The sequence below is a fragment of the Microbacterium ulmi genome (assembly GCF_011759705.1).
Classification (GTDB): domain Bacteria; phylum Actinomycetota; class Actinomycetes; order Actinomycetales; family Microbacteriaceae; genus Microbacterium; species Microbacterium ulmi.
In genome coordinates, this window is record NZ_JAAOZF010000002.1 from 722,050 (window position 1) to 738,984 (window position 16,935).

The window sequence follows — 16,935 nt, forward strand, 5'->3', positions numbered from 1 at the left end:
CTATGAGGCCCTGGCCGGCTTCTTCTTCGGGGGCTTGGCAGCGGCATCCTTCTCGTCTGCGGCACCCCCGGACGAGCCGCCCTTCGACTCGTCCCGTGCCGCCCGCGATCGCTCGACGCTCGCGCGCAGCGCCTCCATGAGGTCGATGACCTCGCCACCGGTCTCTTCGTCGCCGCGCTCGCCGAAGGTCTCTGCCGTGTCGAGCGCGTCGCCCTTCTCGAGCTTCGCGTCGATGAGGGTGCGCAGCTCCTCCTGGTACTCGTCCGCGAACTCCGTGGGGTCGAAGTCGTTCGAGAAGCTCTCGACGAGGGATGCCGACAGCTCGAGCTCCTTCGCGGAGATCCGCACGGGCTCGTCCAGCGCCGGGAACGCGGCCTCGCGCACTTCGTCCGACCACAGGAGCGTCTGCAGCACGAGCACGTCGCCGCGGACGCGCAGCGCGGCGAGTCGTGTCTTCTGCCGCAGCGAGAAGCGGACCACCGCCGTGCGGTCGGTCTGCTCGAGGGTCTTGCGCAGCAGGACGTAGGCCTTGGGAGAGGCGGAGTCGGGCTCGAGGTAGTAGGCCTTGTCGAGGGTCAGCAGATCGATCTGATCGCTCGGGACGAACTCGACGACGTCGATCTCGCGACTGCGCTCGGCGGGCAGCGACGCGAGGTCCTCCTTCGTGAGGACGACGGTCTTCTCGCCGTCGTCGTAGGCCTTGTCGATGTCCTGGAAGGGCACGACCTCGCCGTCGAGCTCGCAGATGCGCTGATATCGGATGCGGCCGCCGTCCGTGCTGTGAACCTGATGGAGAGACACGTCGTGGTCCTCCGTCGCGGAGTACACCTTGACGGGCACGTTCACGAGCCCGAAGGTCAGTGCGCCTTTCCAGATCGCCCTCATCCCACCAGTACACACCTGTCACACCTGCCACGGCTAGCCTGGGCGCATGGCGGGGGGCGACCAGCTCGTGAGCGTGGGGGGCCGGCGCCTGCGCGTCACGAACCTCGACAAGGTCCTCTACCCCGACACCGGCACGACGAAGGGCGAGGTGCTCGACTACTACTCGCGCATCGCGCCGCTCCTGCTCCCGCACGTCGCGGGCCGGCCCGTCACGCGCAAGAGGTGGCCCGAGGGCGTGGACCATCCCTCGTTCTTCGCGAAGGATCTCGAGCGCGGCGCCCCCGAGTGGGTGCAGCGGATGCCGATCGACCACTCGACGGGGGCGAAGGACTATCCGCTCGTCGACGACGTCGCGACCCTCGTCTACCTCGCGCAGGTCGCGAGCCTCGAGCTGCACGTGCCGCAGTGGCGGTTCTCGGAGGACGGCGGTCGGGACGACCCCGACAGGATCGTCCTCGACCTCGATCCCGGCCCCGAGACGGGCCTCGCGGAGTGCGCCGAGGTCGCGCGGTGGTGCCGTGCGATCCTGCGCGGCATGGGCCTGGATCCCGCCCCCGTCACGAGCGGGAGCAAGGGCATCCACCTGTATGCGGCGCTGCCGGGGACGCAGACGAGCGACCAGGTCACCGCCGTCGCCCGCGAGCTCGCGAAGGCGATCGAAGCGGATCATCCCGACCTCGTCGTGAGCCGCATGGCGAAGGTCGAGCGGCCGGGGAAGGTGCTCATCGACTGGAGCCAGAACAACGGGTCGAAGACGACCATCGCGCCGTACTCGCTGCGCGGGCGCCCCCAGCCGACGGTCGCGGCGCCGCGCACGTGGGACGAGCTCGACGAACCGCGGCTGCGGCACCTCCGGTTCGACGAGGTGCTCGAGCGCGCGGAGCGGATCGGCGATCCGCTCGCGGCGCTGGGCTTCCGCGCGGGCGGGCGAGGCGCGCCGTCGGGGCCGCTGTCGACGTACATCGCGAAGCGCACGGCAGGGAAGACCCCCGAGCCCGTGCCGGACGACCCGCTCGCCCCTGCGACGCCTTCTGGCGAGGCGCCGCGGTTCGTCATCCAGGAGCACCATGCGACGCGCCTGCACTGGGACTTCCGGCTCGAGCACGACGGCGTGTTCGTCAGCTGGGCCGTGCCGCGCGGCGTGCCTCCCACGAGCGAGCGCAACAACCTCGCAGTCATGACGGAGGATCACCCGCTCGAATACGGCTCGTTCGAGGGGACCATCCCGCGCGGCGAGTACGGCGCGGGAAGCGTCACGATCTGGGACGACGGCCGCTACGACCTGGAGAAGTGGCGCGACGACGAGATCATCCTGACGGCGCACGGGCGCCCGGGCGGCCCGCTCGGATCCGTCCGGCTCGCGCTCATCCGCACCGACGGGCAGGGCGAGAAGTCGTCGTGGCTCCTGCACCGCATGAAGACGGATGCCGCGGGCCGGCCGCAGCCCTCGGGCCAGCCGGTCGAGCCTTCGGAGCAGGCGGACGCCGCGGGCAGTGCGGCACGCTCGCACGCGGCCGCCGACGTGCTCCCCCACTCCCCCGTGGGCTCTGGTCCGCATGGCCCGGCGCGGGGCCGTGCGGGCGCGACGTCCAGCGGCGACGGGAGAACGAGCGAGCACGGCTCCGAGGCGGCGCCGCCGCGGCCCTCGGACCTCAAGCCCATGCTCGCCACGACGTCGACGCCGGCGCTGGCGCGCTCGACCGCGGCCCGTTGGGGCGCGTGGGCCGAAGTGAAGTGGGACGGCATCCGCGCGATCGGCGTGTGGGACGGCCGCCGCCTCCGGCTCTTCTCGCGCAGCGGGACCGACGTGACGGCGCGCTACCCGGAGCTGACGCGCGTCGACGCGCAGCTCGGCGCAGAGCCTGCGATCGTCGACGGCGAGATCGTCGCGCTCGACGCCCAGGGCAAGCCGAGCTTCACGCGGCTGCAGAACCGCATGCACCTGACGAAGCCGCGCGAGATCGAGCGCGAGATCGAGCGCACCCCCGTCCGCTATCACCTCTTCGATGTGCTGTCGTACGCGGGGCAGGATGCCGCATCCCTCCCGCTCGCGCAGCGCCGCGGCATCCTGGAGTCGCTCGCCGCGGAGGCGATCCCCGCGATCGCCGTGCCCCCCGCCTTCGACGACGTGGATGCCGCGCTGGCGGCGAGCCGTCGGTTCGCCCTCGAAGGGGTCGTCGTCAAGAACCCTGCGTCGCGCTACCGCCGCGGCGCGCGCTCCGACGACTGGCTCAAGGTCAAGCTCACGCACACGCAGGAGGTCGTCGTCGGTGGCATCCGCCCGGGGAAGGGAGGTCGCACGGGGTCGATCGGGTCGCTGCTCGTCGGAGTTCCCGGGCCCGCCGGTCTGCAGTACGCGGGGCGCGTGGGCGCGGGCTTCAGCGAGTCCACGCTCGAGCGGCTCGACGCCGTGCTGACCCCGCTGCGCGCGGACGCGAACCCGTTCGTCGGCGTCCCGGCGGCCGACGCGTCCGACGCGCTGTGGGTGCGCCCCGACGTGGTCGCCGAGGTCGAGTTCGCCGAGTTCACCCCCGACGGGATCCTCCGCCACTCGCGCTGGCGCGGCCTGCGACCCGACAAGTCGCCCGCAGACGTCGTCCGCGAGCCCTGAGCGCCCGCCTCGTCCCCTCGCCGAGCGTCGACGGCGAGCGCGCGATCACGTGTGGGCGTCGTGCTCGACGTGGCCCGCGGGCTCGAGCTGGAAGGTCGAGTGCTCGACGTCGAAGTGCTCCGCGAGGCATCCCTGCAGCGCGCCGAGGATGTCGCCCGCGCGACCCGCCGCGAACGCGTCGGCATCGACGACGACGTGCGCCGTGAAGACCGGGGCACCGCGGGTCAGCTGCCACACGTGCACGTCGTGCACGTCGACGACGCCGGGCGCTTCGAGGATGTGGTCCCGGATCGTCTGGACCTGCATCCCCTTCGGCGTCGCCTCGCTGAGCACCGAGCCGACTTCGCGCAGGAGCCCGACCGCGCGTGGCACGATCATCGCCGCGATGGCGAGCGATGCGAGGGCGTCGGCCTGAAGCCAGCCGGTCGTCGTGATGACGATCGCCGCGACGATGACGGCGGCCGAGCCGATCAGGTCGCCCAGGACCTCGAGATACGCGCCGCGGACGTTGATGCTCGATCTCTGCGCCGCGCTCAGCAGCCACAGCGCGATCGCGTTCGCGATGAGACCCACGATCGCGACGACGAGCATGAGGCCGCCTGCCACCTCGATCTCGCCGGGCGACATGAGCCGCCGCACGGCCTCCACCGCGATCCATACCGAGAGCGCGATGAGGATGACGGCGTTGATCCCCGCCCCGAAGACCTCGGCCCGCTGATACCCGAACGTGCGGCGGTCGTTTGCGGGGCGCGCGGCGACGATGCTCGCGATGAGCGCGATGACGAGGGCCGCGGCATCCGTGAACATGTGCGCCGCGTCCGCCAGAAGCGCGAGCGACCCCGAGAGGATGCCGCCCACGACCTGCACGACGAGCACCGTCGAGGTGATCGCGAGCGAGATCGCGAGGAGGCGGCGGCTGCTCGCTCCACGGATCCCCTCCGACGGCGCGTGGTCGTGCATGTTCCCCAGGCTACGAGCCGTGGGCCTCACGAGCCTCGGCTCGGGCTAGTCGGGAATGAGTCCGATTCTCACGTTCATCCGAACGCGGAGATGAGGAAGGCCACGCCGAGGCCCGCGAGCCACAGCGACCACGCGATGTACGCGATCGGAGTCAGCGCTCCTGCGAAGGTCCAGCCGCGCTCCTCGAACGGTCCGACGAACTCGAGAGAGCACAGGGCGAGGATCGCGCCGATGACGATGCCGGCGAGCCCGATCCACCAGCCGACGACATCCGACTGCAGGATCGCGACGCCGACCAGCACCGTCCACGCGCCGCTGAACAGGTAGCCGAGATGTTCGCCGACGGCGACGCCGAGGTACCGGTTGAACGACTGGAACACGATCTCGACAGCCTCGCTGCGCGGTGACCCGTCGGGAGCCCCGGCGCTCGTCCGCGCCAGGTAAGGCACGAGGAACGGCCAGCGGATGAGCCCGAGGAACTGCACGAGGGCGGCGAGGATCCCGACGACGAGGCCCGTCTGGACCACGGCGGGTGCGGCATCCGCAAGACTCGTCGACACGAGTGCCGCGAGGGGTGCGAGGAGCACGGCGGTGAGAGCGAAGCCCCACCACAGCAGCACGAGGCCCGAGCCGCCGGCGCGGAAGCGCTCCAGGATCTCCGCCGTCGGCCTGCGGAGGATGTCCGGGTAGTCGAAGCGCGCGGCGAGCAGTGCGAAGGCGACGTTGAAGGCGATCGGCAGCGCGACGAGCAGGATGCCGGTGGTGGCGAAGACGGCGTTCACGCGTGACTCTCGACGACGATGTCGCCCTCGTCGGCGCCCTCGGCCGACCTGCGCGCCGCGCGCCTGCCCAGGACGACCCGCAGGACGAGACCCGTCACGAGCGTGACGACGATCGCACCGCTCGATCCGAACACGGCATGCGCGCGGTCGAGATCGACGATCACGAGCGACGTGAGGAACCAGCCGAGCGCCCACGTTCCCGCGACGACGACCGCCCACAGCGCCGCGATCCGGATGCCCCGTCCCAGCAGCATCCCCTGCACGGATCCGACGAAGAGGCCGCCGACGGCGCCGGCGACGACAGCGGATCCGGTCTCGGTCGGCGGCCCGGCGAGGAGGACGGCGACGGCGAGGCCCGCGGCCGACGCGAGCGCCGTGCCGACGAGCCAGCGCCAGTCCACGATCCGGCCGAGCGCGAGCCACTGTGCCGCCCCGAGCGACAGACCGACGACGAGACCGCCGGCGAGCGCGACGAGCGGGTTGCTCATCGAGCCGAACAGCGTCCCGGCGACGAACCCTGCCAAAGGGAAGGCGAGGAAGGTCGGGATCCAACGGAGGAGGAACATGGTGGGCTCCGATCGAGTGACCCTCGAGAGGGTGTGTACGTTGTACGTTATGCCATAACATACAATGTACGCAAGAGGCGCCTTCTCGAGGAGACCCGCACATGACAGACACCGCTCACCCCCGACAGCGCCGTCCGCGCAACTCCCTCACGGTCGAGTCGATCCTGGATGCCGGGGAGGGCGTCGCGTCGGCGGGCTTCGAGGCGCTGACCGTGCGCGCGGTCGCCGACGAGCTCGGCGCGTCGCCCATGGCGCTGTATCGATACTTCGCGACGAAGGACGAGCTCGTGGACGCTCTCCTGGACCGGGTCCTCGGGCGCATCGAGCCCGCGCCCGAGACCGACGACCCGCTCGAGGATCTGGCGGTCTTCGCGCTATACCACCGCGCGATGCTGCTCGCGCATCCGTGGGCGATCGCCCCCCTGTTCGGGCGCCCGCTGCCCGGTCCGAACGCCCTGCCGATCGGTGAGAACGCGCTGCGCATCCTCTCCCAGGCCGGCATCACGGGAGACGACGCCGTCGCGGTGTTCAGCGGCATCCTCGCCCTCAACTACGGCTGGGCCGCCTTCACGGTCGGGCGCGTGGGGCTGCAGGGGCCCGTCACGGCCGAGCGGATCGCCGCGCCGCCCGATCCCGGGCTTCCCCTCACCGCCTCCGTCGCCGAGGCGATGGGGCGGTACGGCAGCGACGAGCACTACGGCACGGTGCTGACGGCGCTCCTCACGGGCGTCGGCGCGCTCGCGGGGACTGAGTCCCGCGCGGTCTGACGCGTCAGAGTTCGGCGAGCAGGGGCACCAGCGCGCGGAAGGCGCGCGCGCGATGGGATGCCGCGTTCTTCTCCTCCGCCGTCCACTCGCCCACCGTCCGCTCGGCCCCGGGCTCCTGTCCGTCGGGGACGAAGACCGGGTCGTAGCCGAAGCCGTCCGCACCGGCGGGTGCAAGCGCGAGCCTCCCCTGCCACCGGCCCTCGACGACGTGCTCGGGCCCGTCGGGCGCCACGAGGGCGATCGTCGACACGAACTGCGCCGTGCGGTGCGGATCGCGGATGTCGGAGAGCTGGTCGAGCAGCAGCGCCGTGTTCGCCGCGGCATCCTTCGCGTGCCCCGCCCAGTACGCGGAGAACGCACCCGGAGCGCCGCCGAGCGCGTCGACGCAGATGCCGGAGTCGTCCGCGAGCGCCGGAAGGCCTGTGTGCAGGGACGCCGCTCGCGCCTTGATGAGTGCGTTCTCGGCGAACGTCACGCCGTCCTCGACGGGCTCGGGGCCGTCGTAGCCGACCACTTCGAGATCGGGTCGCGTCGCCGCGACGATCGCCTGGAACTCCTCGACCTTGTGCGGGTTGTGCGTCGCGAGCACGAGCTGGCGGGGCATCCGTGTCACTCCGGCGAGACGGCAGGGGCGAGCGCTGCGATCTGCACATCGCGCAGCTGCGCGCACCCTGCGACGCCGAGGTCGAGCAGCGCGTCGAGCTCGCGCTTGTCGAACGGCGCCCCCTCGGCGGTGCCCTGCACCTCGACGAACAGGCCCCGGCCCGTCACGACGACGTTCATGTCGGTCTCGGCACGCACGTCCTCGACATACGCGAGGTCGAGCATGGGCTCGCCGTCGATGATGCCCACCGAGACGGCCGCGACCGAGTCGATGAGCGGGGTCGCCTTCTGGCCGATGAACCTCTTCGCCCGGCCCCACTCGATCGCGTCCGCGAGCGCGACGTAGGCCCCCGTGATCGCGGCCGTGCGGGTGCCGCCGTCCGCCTGCAGCACGTCGCAGTCGATGACGATCGTGTTCTCGCCGAGGGCCTTCGTGTCGACGACGGCACGCAGGGCACGGCCGATGAGGCGCGAGATCTCGTGCGTGCGCCCCCCGATCTTGCCTCTGACCGACTCGCGGTCGTTGCGCTCGTTGGTGGCCCGCGGGAGCATCGCGTACTCGGCCGTCACCCAGCCCTTGCCCTTGCCCGTGAGCCACCGCGGCACGCCGTTCGTGAACGACGCCGTGCACAGCACCTTCGTGCCGCCGAACGAGATGAGGGCCGATCCCTCTGCCTGAGCGCTCCAGCCCCGCTCGATCGTGATGGGCCGCAGGTCTGCGGGGGTTCGGCCGTCGGCGCGGACGATGTCGGTCATAGGTGTCCTCGTTCTGTCATCGGTGTCCTGGTTCTGTCATCGGTGACCCGCTCGGGCCGGACGCAGGTCGGTCAGAGGGGGACACGCGGATCATGGATTCCTCAGCCCCGCGCCGACGGAAGGTCGATCGCGCCGGTCTGCACGAGCCGCACGCTCGACACCTCCCGGCCCATCAGGCGATGCGCGAGACGGAGGAAGTCGTCGGCGGAGTCCCCCGTCGCCTCGTAGACGTGGCGGGGGTCGGCATCCGGGCTCGCGAGCAGGTCGCGGGAGACCAGCTGGCGGTAGACGTCCTTCGCGGTCTCCGTGTCGCTCGAGACGAGCGACACGTCGGGGCCCATGACATAGCTGATCGCACCCTCCAGGAACGGGTAATGCGTGCAGCCCAGCACGAGCGTGTCGACGCCCGCATGGCGGAGGGGCGCGAGGTAGTCCTCCGCGACCGCGAGCACGTCGGGCGAGCCCGTGACCCCCGCTTCGACGAACTCCACGAACCGTGGGCACGCCTGCGCGAAGACCGTGAGCCGCTCGTCGACGCCGAGCATGTCCTGGTACACGCCGGAGCCGATCGTGCCGGCCGTGCCGATGACGCCGATGCGTCCGTTGCGCGTCGTCGAGATCGCGGTGCGCACGGCGGGGCCGATGACCTCGACGACGGGGACGTCGTAGCGTTCGCGCGCATCGCGGAGCATGGCTGCGGATGCCGTGTTGCAGGCGATCACGAGCATCTTGACGCCCTGGTCGACGAGAGTGTCGAGCACTTCGAGCGCGTACCGCCGGACGTCGGCGATGGGCTTCGGCCCGTACGGCGAGTGCGCCGTGTCGCCGATGTAGAGGATCGACTCGCTCGGCAGCTGCGCCGAGACCGCGCGGGCGACGGTGAGCCCGCCGACCCCGGAGTCGAAGATGCCGATCGGCGCGTCGTTCACGATCGTCCAGCCTACGCCAGGCGGATGCGTCGCCCTCCGCCCGAGCCCTAGGCTGACCGCATGCGCGCGTCCACCGCCCTCCTGACCGACCGCTACGAGCTCACGATGATCGATGCCGCGCTCCGCGACGGCACGGGCGATCGTCCCTGCGTCTTCGAGCTGTTCGGGCGGCGCCTGTCGGGCGGTCGCCGCTTCGGCGTCGTCGCCGGCACGGGCCGGCTTCTCGCGGCTCTCCGGGACTTCCGGTTCGACGACGACGAGCTCGCGTTCCTGCGCGACGGGAAGGTCGTGGATGCCGCGACCCTCGACTGGCTCGCCGCCTATCGGTTCACGGGAACCATCACGGGGTACCGCGAGGGTGAGCTGTACTTCCCCGGCTCCCCCGTCCTGACGGTCGAGAGCACGTTCGCGGAGGGCGTCGTGCTCGAGACCCTCGCGCTCAGCATCCTGAACCACGACTCGGCCGTCGCGACGGCCGCGGCTCGCATGGCCGTCGCCGCCGGCGACCGGCCGCTCGCCGAGATGGGCTCGCGCCGCGCAGGCGAGCGGTCGGCCGTCGCGGCGGCGCGCGCCGCGTACATCGCGGGGTTCGGCGCGACGTCGAACCTCGAGGCCGGGCGCACGTGGGGCATCCCCACGATGGGCACCGCGGCGCACGCGTGGACGCTCCTGCACGAGACCGAGGAGGACGCCTTCCGCGCCCAGATCGCGGCGCTGGGGGTCGAGACGACGCTTCTCGTCGACACGTACGACATCCGCCAGGGCGTCGAGACGGCGGTCCGCGTCGCGGGCACGGGACTCGGAGGCGTCCGCATCGACTCGGGCGACCTGCCGATCGTGGCGGCCGAGGTCCGTGTGCAGCTCGACGAGCTCGGTGCCACCGCCACCCGCATCACGGTGACGAGCGACCTCGACGAGTACGCGATCGCGGCGCTCGCGGCATCCCCCGTCGACTCCTACGGCGTCGGCACGTCCGTCGTGACGGGCTCGGGCACGCCGACGTCGGGCATGGTCTACAAGCTCGTCGCGAGGCAGGATGCCGACGGCGCCTGGGTCTCGGTGGCGAAGGCGTCGACCGACAAGGCGTCCAAGGGCGGGCGCAAGGCCGCCTTCCGCACCCTCGAGCGCGGCACGGCGACGAGCGAGATCATCGCGATCTCCGACGGCTTCGAGGCCGTCGACACCCCAGACGAGCATCCCGGTGCCCGCCCGCTCCAGGTGCGGTTCGTCGTGGACGGTGAGATCGACCCGGCGTTCGAAGGTCCCGCCGGCGTCGAGGCGGCACGCGCCCACCATGCCGAGGTGCGCGAGGAGCTGCCGGTCAGGGCACTCGCGCTCAGCCGGTCCGACCCGGCGATCCCCACCATCTATGTCGACGCGTGACGGTCGGCGTCAGCCCGCCATCGACTCGTAGATCTCCTTGCACGTCGGGCACACGGGGAACTTCTCGGGGTCGCGTCCCGGCGTCCACTTCTTGCCGCACAGCGCGCGCACGGGCTTGCCCGTGATCGCGGACTCGAGGATCTTCTCCTTCTTCACGTAGTGCGAGAAGCGCTCGTGATCGCCCGGCTCGAAATGCTCTTCCTTGAGGAGCTCCTCGAGCTCGCGGTCGAGGGTCGCGAGACCGCCCTGGTCGGGGCCTTCGAGGGGAGTGCTCATGGTCAGCCAGTGTAGCCGCGCGCCACGGGACCTCGGGCGGATGCCGAGGCATCCGTCGTCACGTGGACTCCGCGAACTCCATGATCCGGCCGCCGCGACGCTCGAACACGACGGACCCCACGCCGATGCCGACGAGGAGCACGGCCGCCCCGACGCCCAGCCCGCCCCACAGCGCGAGATCGGCCGCCCCGATGTCGCCCGTGAGCGCGAGCCACGCCCACCACAGCGCCGGGGCGCTGAGCGCGATGGCGCCGAGCATCACGAGCGTCTGCGCGATGGCGCCGTTCGCGCGGGTTCTCTGCGGCTGCTGGAACGGGCTCTCACCCGGTCGCGACACGGCGTACGGCGCGGCGGCCGACGCGATGCTGGAGAGCCCGAGTCCGCACAGGAAGAGCGATCCGCACACTCCGACCATGGCGGGGAGCACGGCCCACCGACCGTGCTGCGAGATCGCGATGGGAATCGCGACGGCGAGGGTCGGCAGGCCGATGAGCAGCACCGGGATGAGGCGCCCGACGCGGTCGGAGAAGCCGCGCACGCCGCTCGCGATGTGCATCCACACGGCGGTCGAGTCGTAGGCGATGTCGTTGTGCGGAAGCCAGCCGAGGAACAGCGCGATGAAGGGCACAGGGACCAGCGCGACGTACTCGGCCGGAACCCCCGCGATCAGCAGCGGGACGGTCGTCAGGAGAGCGGCGATCGGGATGACGATGACATTCACGAGATAGCGGCTGTCGCGCAGCCAGTACACGAGGCTGCGGGCCGCGATGCTGCCGCCCGGCGTGCCGGGTGCGACGGCGAACCAGCCGAGACCTCCCCGCTCGCGAACCGCGAGAGGCCGTTCCGTCGTCGTCAGGGCGTGCCGGACGGCCCACACCCACAGGACCGCGAGGACAGCGATCGTGGCGACGGCCACGAGGGCCCCGACCGGCGCGCTCGGGTCGCCCGAGGCGAGCAGACCGGGATAGGCCCACGCCGCGCCGAGCGGGGTGCCCCCGAGGACGCCGACGGCCTCCTCCAGCTGCGTGGGCACGCTCCCGCGCCACTCGAGAGATGCGAGGAAGACCCCGACGGGGACGACGACGACGAGGATCGCGAGCACGAAGAGCCCGGACAGCTCACGCGAGCGTCGTTCGCGCAGAAAGAGCGAGGTGAGCGCCATCGAGACGTGCGCCACGAGGACGCAGGTCGTGACGCCGAGAACGACCCCGAAGATCGCCGCGGCGACGGGAACGCCGTGCGCCGACCACACGACGGCGGCGCAGATCGCGACCACGGCCAGCGCGAGGGTCGGGACGCTCAGCAGCGCGGCGAGGGCGAGCGCGCCCGCCAGCCGGAGCGGCGGCATCCCGAGCAGAGCGAAGCGCCGGGGGTCGAGCTGGTCCGTCGCACCGCCGACCAGGGGCGCGAGCGCGAAGCCGAGGGTCACGGCAGAGCCCCCGAGCACCGTCACAGCCAGCACGACGTCTGCCTGCGCCGTGCGCAGCGTGAGCAGCGCCCAGCACGCGGCGGCGACGGCGGCGGCCACCACGACGAACCCCGCGACGACGCGGGCGGTCTGCCCGGGCGTCCCCCGCACGGCGCCGAGCAGCAGCGCGGCCCTCAGTCGGAGAACGTATGCAACCACTCGAGCCCCTCCACGTCGCTGAGCCCGCCGGCGAGCTCGATGAAGCGCTGCTCGAGGGTCAGCTCCCCCCGCACGTCGTCGATCGTCCCCTCTGCGAGCACCTGGCCCGCGACGAGCACCGCGACGCGCGAGCACACGCGCTCGACGAGGTCCATGCCGTGACTCGAGAGGATGACGGTGCCGCCGTGCGCGACGTACGCCGACAGGATGTCGAGGATCACCGCACTCGAGACCGGGTCGACGGCTTCGAACGGCTCGTCCAGCACGAGCAGCCGCGGCGAGTGGATCATGGCCCCCGCGAGCATGACCTTCTTGGTCATGCCGGCCGAGTAGTCCGAGACGACGCGTCCGAGCGCGTCGGTGAGGTCGAACGCGCGGGCGAGGTCGGCCGTCCGGCTCTCGACGACGGCGGGCTTGAGCCCGCGCAGCACGCCGAAATAGTAGAGCAGCTGGCGGCCGGTCAGCCGATCGAACGTGCGCAGCCGGTCGGGCAGGACACCCATGAGCCGCTTCGCCTTGAGAGGGTGCGCCGCCGCATCGACACCGCCGACGACGATGGAGCCGCGATCGGGACGCAGCAGCCCCGCGATCATCGACAGCGTCGTCGTCTTCCCCGCACCGTTGGGTCCGACGAGGCCGTAGAACGTGCCGGCGGGCACCGTGAGGTCGATCCCGTCGACCGCGCGCGTGTCGCCGAAGGACTTCTGAACCCCGCGCAGCGATAGCGCCGCCGTCCCGGCGACGGTCGCGGAGGCCGCGGCGGAATCCTCGGTCGCGAAGACGGCATCGATCGCGGCCGCCTGCTCCTGCACCTCGGCGGGTACGACGGCCGGCGCGTCGACGGCACCCGCGACGGCCACGGATGCCGCGACCGCGGCGTCGTCAGCGACGGGGCCGAGCTCGGGCGCCGTATCCACGGCGTCGGCCGTGGGGTCGTTGTCAGGGATTCCCGCGGCGCCGGCGAGGTCGGAACCGGCGTCGACCGCGGCTTCGACGGGCTCCGCGTCCTCCGCGGCGGCTTCGACGGGCTCCGCGTCCTCCGCGGCGGCTTCGACGGGCTCCGCGTCCTCCGCGGCGGCTTCGACGGGCTCCGCGTCCTCCGCGGCGAGGGCCGGCTCGCCGGAAGCAGCGTCGTCGTCCGACACCGCGGACTCGTCCGGTGCGGGCTCTCCCACAGCCGGGGTCTCCGTCGCCGTCGGCGCGACGTCGTCGAGCGGTTCCGCCGACGCCGGCGTCTCCTCGTCGTCGGATGGCTCTGCCGCTTCCGGAGCCTCCTCGTCGGACCGTTCCGCCGGCGCGACGCCGTCGAGGTCGTCGGCGAGCTCTCCCGCCGGTTCGGCGGCGGGAGAGTCCGTGATCTCCTGAGCGGTCGGCTGCACGGCATCCCTCGTCTCGTCCTGCGCGGGGGCGGCGTTCGCCTCGTCGGCCTTCGACGGCTCGCGCTCCGTGTCGGGGAGCGGCGGCTTCGGCGGGATGACGAGCCCCTCCGCGGCAAGGTCGGGAGGAAGCGGCGGAGGCGGACCAGGATGGACCGGGGCGCGCCGCGCCGCCGACGTGCGCGGGGCGCGCCGCGGGGGCTTCGCCGCGGCGGTCTCGGCATCCTTCGCAGCCTGCGCGGCGGTCACCGCGGGCTTGCGCGGCTTGCGCGGCTTGGGCGGAAGCTTGACGATGGGTGCGCGGTCTGCCCGGGCGCCGTCGACACTGCCGTCCGGGGTGTCCGGAAAGTCGTCGTGTGGCACCGGGAGAGAGGCTGTCACGCGATCCAACGTAGCAAGCGGGAGGTCGAGAGAGGGTTCCCCGCGTCGGAGTCGTGGATGAAGGTTTTGTCACGAAACGACAACGGGACCCCGATATCCTGCGGGTTCACAGGGGTCGATCGCTACCATGGCGTAGGCACGACGGAGTGTCGCGTCGGTGAACCGACGGTGAACCACACACTCCAGGAGCTCTCATTTGACCATTCAGACCGTCATCCTCGCCGCAGGCATGGGCTCGAGGCTCGGCCGCAGTCTGCCGAAGCCGCTCACCGAGCTCGGCGACGGGCGCAGCATCATGCAGCAGCAGCACGACAACATCCGTGCCGCGTTCGGCAAGACCGCACGCATCACGACCGTCGTCGGCTACCGCGCAGAGACGATCGTCGAGGCGTTCCCGTACGTCGACTACGTGTACAACGACGTCTACGACCAGACGAACACGTCCAAGAGCCTGCTGCGCGCCCTCAACGCGACCGGCAAGGGCGGCGTGCTGTGGATGAACGGCGACGTCGTGTTCGACCCGCGCGTGCTCGGCCGCGCGATCGCGCTCATCGAGCGCGACCAGTCGTTCGTGACGGTCAACACCTCCAAGGTGAGCGACGAAGAGGTCAAGTACACCGTGACCGCCGAGGGCCACATCAAGGAGCTCTCGAAGACGGTCAAGGGCGGCATCGGCGAGGCCGTCGGCATCAACTACATCTCGAGCCGCGACAAGAAGGCGTTCATCCGCCAGCTCACGCGCGTCGACGACCAGGACTACTTCGAGCGCGGTCTCGAGCTCGCCATCGCGGAGGACGGCCTCGTGCTCGAGCCGCTCGACATCTCCGACCTCTACGCCGTCGAGGTCGACTTCGCAGAAGACCTCGAGCGCGCGAACCTGTTCGTCTGAGCCCTGTCAAGCCTCAGGCGTCCTGAGGCCGACGTTGCATAGGATCGGCCTGATATGGCCGAGAAAGTGCACCGCATCCACTCCCTCCCGGACGACTCGCCCTGGGCGAACGGCATCCCGCCCGTCGGCTCGGAGGAGCACCCGCGCGCCGTCAGGGCGCTCGACCGCGTGCTCGCTGTCCAGCGCCCCGCGGTGCTCGCGCACCTGCGGAGCATCCGCCTCCGCCATCCCGACGCCTCGACCGCTCAGATCATCCGCTATCTCGAGCGGCGCTATCTCGCCGCTGTGACGACGGGCGGCGCGGCCGTCGGCGCGACGGCCGTCGTACCCGGGATCGGCACGGGCGTGACGCTCGCACTGAGCGGCGTCGAGACCGTCGGCTTCCTCGAGGCGACGACGCTGTTCGCGCAGTCGGCGGCGGAGGTGCACGGCATCGCGGTCTCCGATCCCGACCGCGCACGCGCACTCGTGCTGACGCTCCTGCTCGGCAAGGAGGGCATCGATCTCGTCGCCCAGCTCGCGGGGCAGGCCTCCGGCAAGGGCCTCACGCGCGACCGCTACTGGGGCGAGCTCATCACGAAGACGCTTCCGCGGGCCGCTGTGGGTCCGCTCGTGGACCGGCTCAAGAGCTCGTTCATCAAGCAGTTCGCGGCGAAGGGCGGCGTGTCGATCATCGGCAAGGCGATCCCGTTCGGCATCGGGGCGGCGATCGGCGGCGCGGGCAACAACATCCTCGGGCGGCGCGTGCTGGTCAACTCGCGCCGCGCATTCGGCGTGCCGCCGCTCGCTCTCCCGGCCGACCTCGAGCCGCGACCGGGCGCGCAGCGCCTCGAGACGTCGGCGTCGCGGGGTCTGCGCCGGGCGGGCGACGCCATCGCAGGCGGAGTCGCCAAGAGCGCGTCGGCGGTGGGATCGGCCGGGAAGCGGCTCCTGGCGATCCGCGCGAGGGAATCGGACGCCGACGCCGATCCCGACCGCTGATCGTGTGGCCGATCGAGTCCTGAACCGCTCCTCCGCCGGCTCGCCGCTGCGTTCAGCGCGGCGGCTCCTCCCCAGCTCCCCGGCTCCGCGGGTCTCTCCCCCGCCAGAGCCCGCGAGGCCTGGATCACGGGCTCCGGCGTCGGATGCCGCTCCTACCGTCGGCCGCATGCTCCGCGCACTCGACCCCGACGAAACCGCCCCGCCCGCCGCCTATCCGCTGCCCTGGCGCGTCGACCGCGGCCTGCGCGCGCACCCCCGCGTCACGAATGCGAGCGCGGGAGTCGTCGATTTCGTGCGGGTCTTCGTCGAATCCGCCGATCGTGGTCCCTCCCCTGTCCGCGCGGCGCCGGCGTCGATGCGCTCGGCGACGGAGCATTGGGGTCAGATGCTCCCGGGAGAGACTGTGGAGCTGTGTCTGTGCGACGTCGATCCCGACGACGTCGTCGTGACGCTCGCGTGGTTCCGTCCCGCGACCGGGGTCGAGTACGTGTGGCGGTTCGTGATGTGACGGTCGAGGATGGGTCGACGGAGGAGTTCGTCGAGAAGGGGAGCTGCCATGGGTCTGTTCACACCTCGCCCGGAGGAGCCGTCCGAGTGGGCGGGGCTTCCTTCCGAGCCCGATCGCCCCGAGTCCACCGCCGAGCGGCTGCCGGATGCCGCACCCGCCGACGTGGGTCTCATCGGGCTGCTCGGCGAAGGCGTGGCGGCCGTCGAGTCGATCGTCGTCCCGGTCGCGCCGGAGATGGAGATCGCCGAACAGCAGGAGACGAGCGAGGGCCCGGCCGCGGACCGACCCTGATCAGGCGGGCCGAGGACCATCCTCGCCGGCGGGGCGCGGGGCGTCGCGCGCCGGCCGCGAGCAGTCGTCGCGCGTGCGAGACGCCTTCGCCCGCCGCTTAGGCTCGAACGGTGACCGCTGCGATCGTCCTGCTGTTCCTCAATGCCGCCTTCAACGTCGTCGTCTGGCCCTCGTTCTACCGCCGGGTCGCCCAGGATCCCCGAGCTCGGGACGCGAACGGCAGGGCCACGCGGTTCCTCACGGTCCACGTCACGCTCATCGCGGCGGCGCTCGTGCTCGCGCTGGCGTCGGTCATCGCCGCGATCGTGCTCCTGGTGGGCTGAGACCGTCGTGGGCCAGCGCCCGCGAGCCGTCGAACCGGGAT

General features: G+C 71.7%; 18 protein-coding genes. 8 read left to right on the plus strand and 10 right to left on the minus strand.

Annotated features, from left to right (window positions below; all coding sequences use genetic code 11):
• A complete protein-coding gene (gene ku, locus FHS08_RS16115; RefSeq protein WP_167041493.1) occupies positions 1–885 on the minus strand; it encodes a non-homologous end joining protein Ku in 885 nt (294 codons plus the stop codon).
• Positions 886–931: 46 nt separating this feature from the next.
• On the opposite strand from ku, the gene FHS08_RS16120 reads away from it, so the two are divergent.
• Positions 932–3,496, plus strand: a complete 2,565-nt coding sequence (locus tag FHS08_RS16120; RefSeq protein ID WP_167041496.1) for an ATP-dependent DNA ligase — start codon at positions 932–934, stop codon at positions 3,494–3,496.
• Positions 3,497–3,541: 45 nt separating this feature from the next.
• On the opposite strand, the gene FHS08_RS16125 is transcribed toward FHS08_RS16120, so the two are convergent.
• The 3 genes from FHS08_RS16125 to FHS08_RS16135 form a co-directional block, all read right to left on the minus strand.
• A complete protein-coding gene (locus FHS08_RS16125) occupies positions 3,542–4,456 on the minus strand; it encodes a cation diffusion facilitator family transporter (RefSeq protein WP_167041499.1) in 915 nt (304 codons plus the stop codon).
• Positions 4,457–4,530: 74 nt separating this feature from the next.
• Positions 4,531–5,238, minus strand: coding sequence for a DUF4386 family protein (locus tag FHS08_RS16130; protein ID WP_167041502.1), 708 nt, complete (start codon positions 5,236–5,238; stop codon positions 4,531–4,533).
• Positions 5,235–5,804, minus strand: coding sequence for a hypothetical protein (locus tag FHS08_RS16135; protein ID WP_167041505.1), 570 nt, complete (start codon positions 5,802–5,804; stop codon positions 5,235–5,237). Before FHS08_RS16135 ends, FHS08_RS16130 begins: the two co-directional genes overlap by 4 nt.
• A gap of 101 nt (positions 5,805–5,905) precedes the next feature.
• On the opposite strand from FHS08_RS16135, the gene FHS08_RS16140 reads away from it, so the two are divergent.
• Complete coding sequence (locus FHS08_RS16140) at positions 5,906–6,571, plus strand: TetR/AcrR family transcriptional regulator (RefSeq protein ID WP_167041508.1); 666 nt, start codon at positions 5,906–5,908, stop codon at positions 6,569–6,571.
• Between the two features lie 4 nt (positions 6,572–6,575).
• On the opposite strand, the gene rdgB is transcribed toward FHS08_RS16140, so the two are convergent.
• The 3 genes from rdgB to murI all read right to left on the minus strand — a co-directional run bounded on the left by rdgB (position 6,576) and on the right by murI (position 8,859).
• Positions 6,576–7,175: an RdgB/HAM1 family non-canonical purine NTP pyrophosphatase gene (gene rdgB / locus FHS08_RS16145; protein WP_167041511.1), complete on the minus strand. Its 600-nt coding sequence runs from the start codon at positions 7,173–7,175 to the stop codon at positions 6,576–6,578.
• A 5-nt stretch (positions 7,176–7,180) separates the two neighbouring features.
• Positions 7,181–7,930, minus strand: coding sequence for a ribonuclease PH (gene rph / locus FHS08_RS16150; protein WP_167041514.1), 750 nt, complete (start codon positions 7,928–7,930; stop codon positions 7,181–7,183).
• 101 nt (positions 7,931–8,031) lie between these two features.
• Entirely contained in the window at positions 8,032–8,859 is an 828-nt protein-coding gene (gene murI / locus FHS08_RS16155) for a glutamate racemase (protein WP_167041517.1), read from the minus strand.
• A gap of 60 nt (positions 8,860–8,919) precedes the next feature.
• Here murI and FHS08_RS16160 point away from each other — a divergent pair, with 60 nt between their 5' ends.
• The gene (locus tag FHS08_RS16160; protein WP_167041520.1) at positions 8,920–10,242 is read left to right on the plus strand and encodes a nicotinate phosphoribosyltransferase; all 1,323 of its coding nucleotides are present in this window, start codon (positions 8,920–8,922) and stop codon (positions 10,240–10,242) included.
• Between the two features lie 9 nt (positions 10,243–10,251).
• Here the strand turns inward: FHS08_RS16160 and FHS08_RS16165 are convergent, their stop codons facing one another.
• From FHS08_RS16165 to FHS08_RS17010, 3 genes are read right to left on the minus strand one after another with little or no spacing between them, the layout of a single operon-like run.
• Positions 10,252–10,518: a DUF3039 domain-containing protein gene (locus tag FHS08_RS16165; RefSeq protein WP_167041523.1), complete on the minus strand. Its 267-nt coding sequence runs from the start codon at positions 10,516–10,518 to the stop codon at positions 10,252–10,254.
• A gap of 58 nt (positions 10,519–10,576) precedes the next feature.
• Positions 10,577–12,145 (minus strand): hypothetical protein, encoded by a 1,569-nt coding sequence (locus FHS08_RS16170; RefSeq protein ID WP_167041526.1) that lies wholly within the window; start codon positions 12,143–12,145, stop codon positions 10,577–10,579.
• A complete protein-coding gene (locus tag FHS08_RS17010) occupies positions 12,121–13,884 on the minus strand; it encodes an ABC transporter ATP-binding protein (protein WP_341800447.1) in 1,764 nt (587 codons plus the stop codon). The genes FHS08_RS16170 and FHS08_RS17010 overlap by 25 nt, the downstream gene beginning before the upstream one ends.
• Positions 13,885–14,098: 214 nt before the next feature.
• Between FHS08_RS17010 and FHS08_RS16180 the strand changes: the two genes are divergently transcribed.
• The 5 genes from FHS08_RS16180 to FHS08_RS16200 all read left to right on the plus strand — a co-directional run bounded on the left by FHS08_RS16180 (position 14,099) and on the right by FHS08_RS16200 (position 16,894).
• The gene (locus FHS08_RS16180) at positions 14,099–14,791 is read left to right on the plus strand and encodes a phosphocholine cytidylyltransferase family protein (protein ID WP_167041529.1); all 693 of its coding nucleotides are present in this window, start codon (positions 14,099–14,101) and stop codon (positions 14,789–14,791) included.
• 54 nt (positions 14,792–14,845) lie between these two features.
• Positions 14,846–15,772 (plus strand): hypothetical protein, encoded by a 927-nt coding sequence (locus FHS08_RS16185; protein WP_167041532.1) that lies wholly within the window; start codon positions 14,846–14,848, stop codon positions 15,770–15,772.
• A 166-nt stretch (positions 15,773–15,938) separates the two neighbouring features.
• Positions 15,939–16,280: a hypothetical protein gene (locus FHS08_RS16190; protein ID WP_167041535.1), complete on the plus strand. Its 342-nt coding sequence runs from the start codon at positions 15,939–15,941 to the stop codon at positions 16,278–16,280.
• Positions 16,281–16,328: 48 nt separating this feature from the next.
• Positions 16,329–16,571, plus strand: coding sequence for a hypothetical protein (locus FHS08_RS16195; protein WP_167041538.1), 243 nt, complete (start codon positions 16,329–16,331; stop codon positions 16,569–16,571).
• A gap of 110 nt (positions 16,572–16,681) precedes the next feature.
• Positions 16,682–16,894 carry an SCO4848 family membrane protein gene (locus tag FHS08_RS16200; protein WP_167041541.1) on the plus strand — a complete coding sequence of 71 codons (213 nt, stop codon included), beginning with the start codon at positions 16,682–16,684 and terminating at the stop codon, positions 16,892–16,894.
• Positions 16,895–16,935 lie beyond the last annotated feature (41 nt).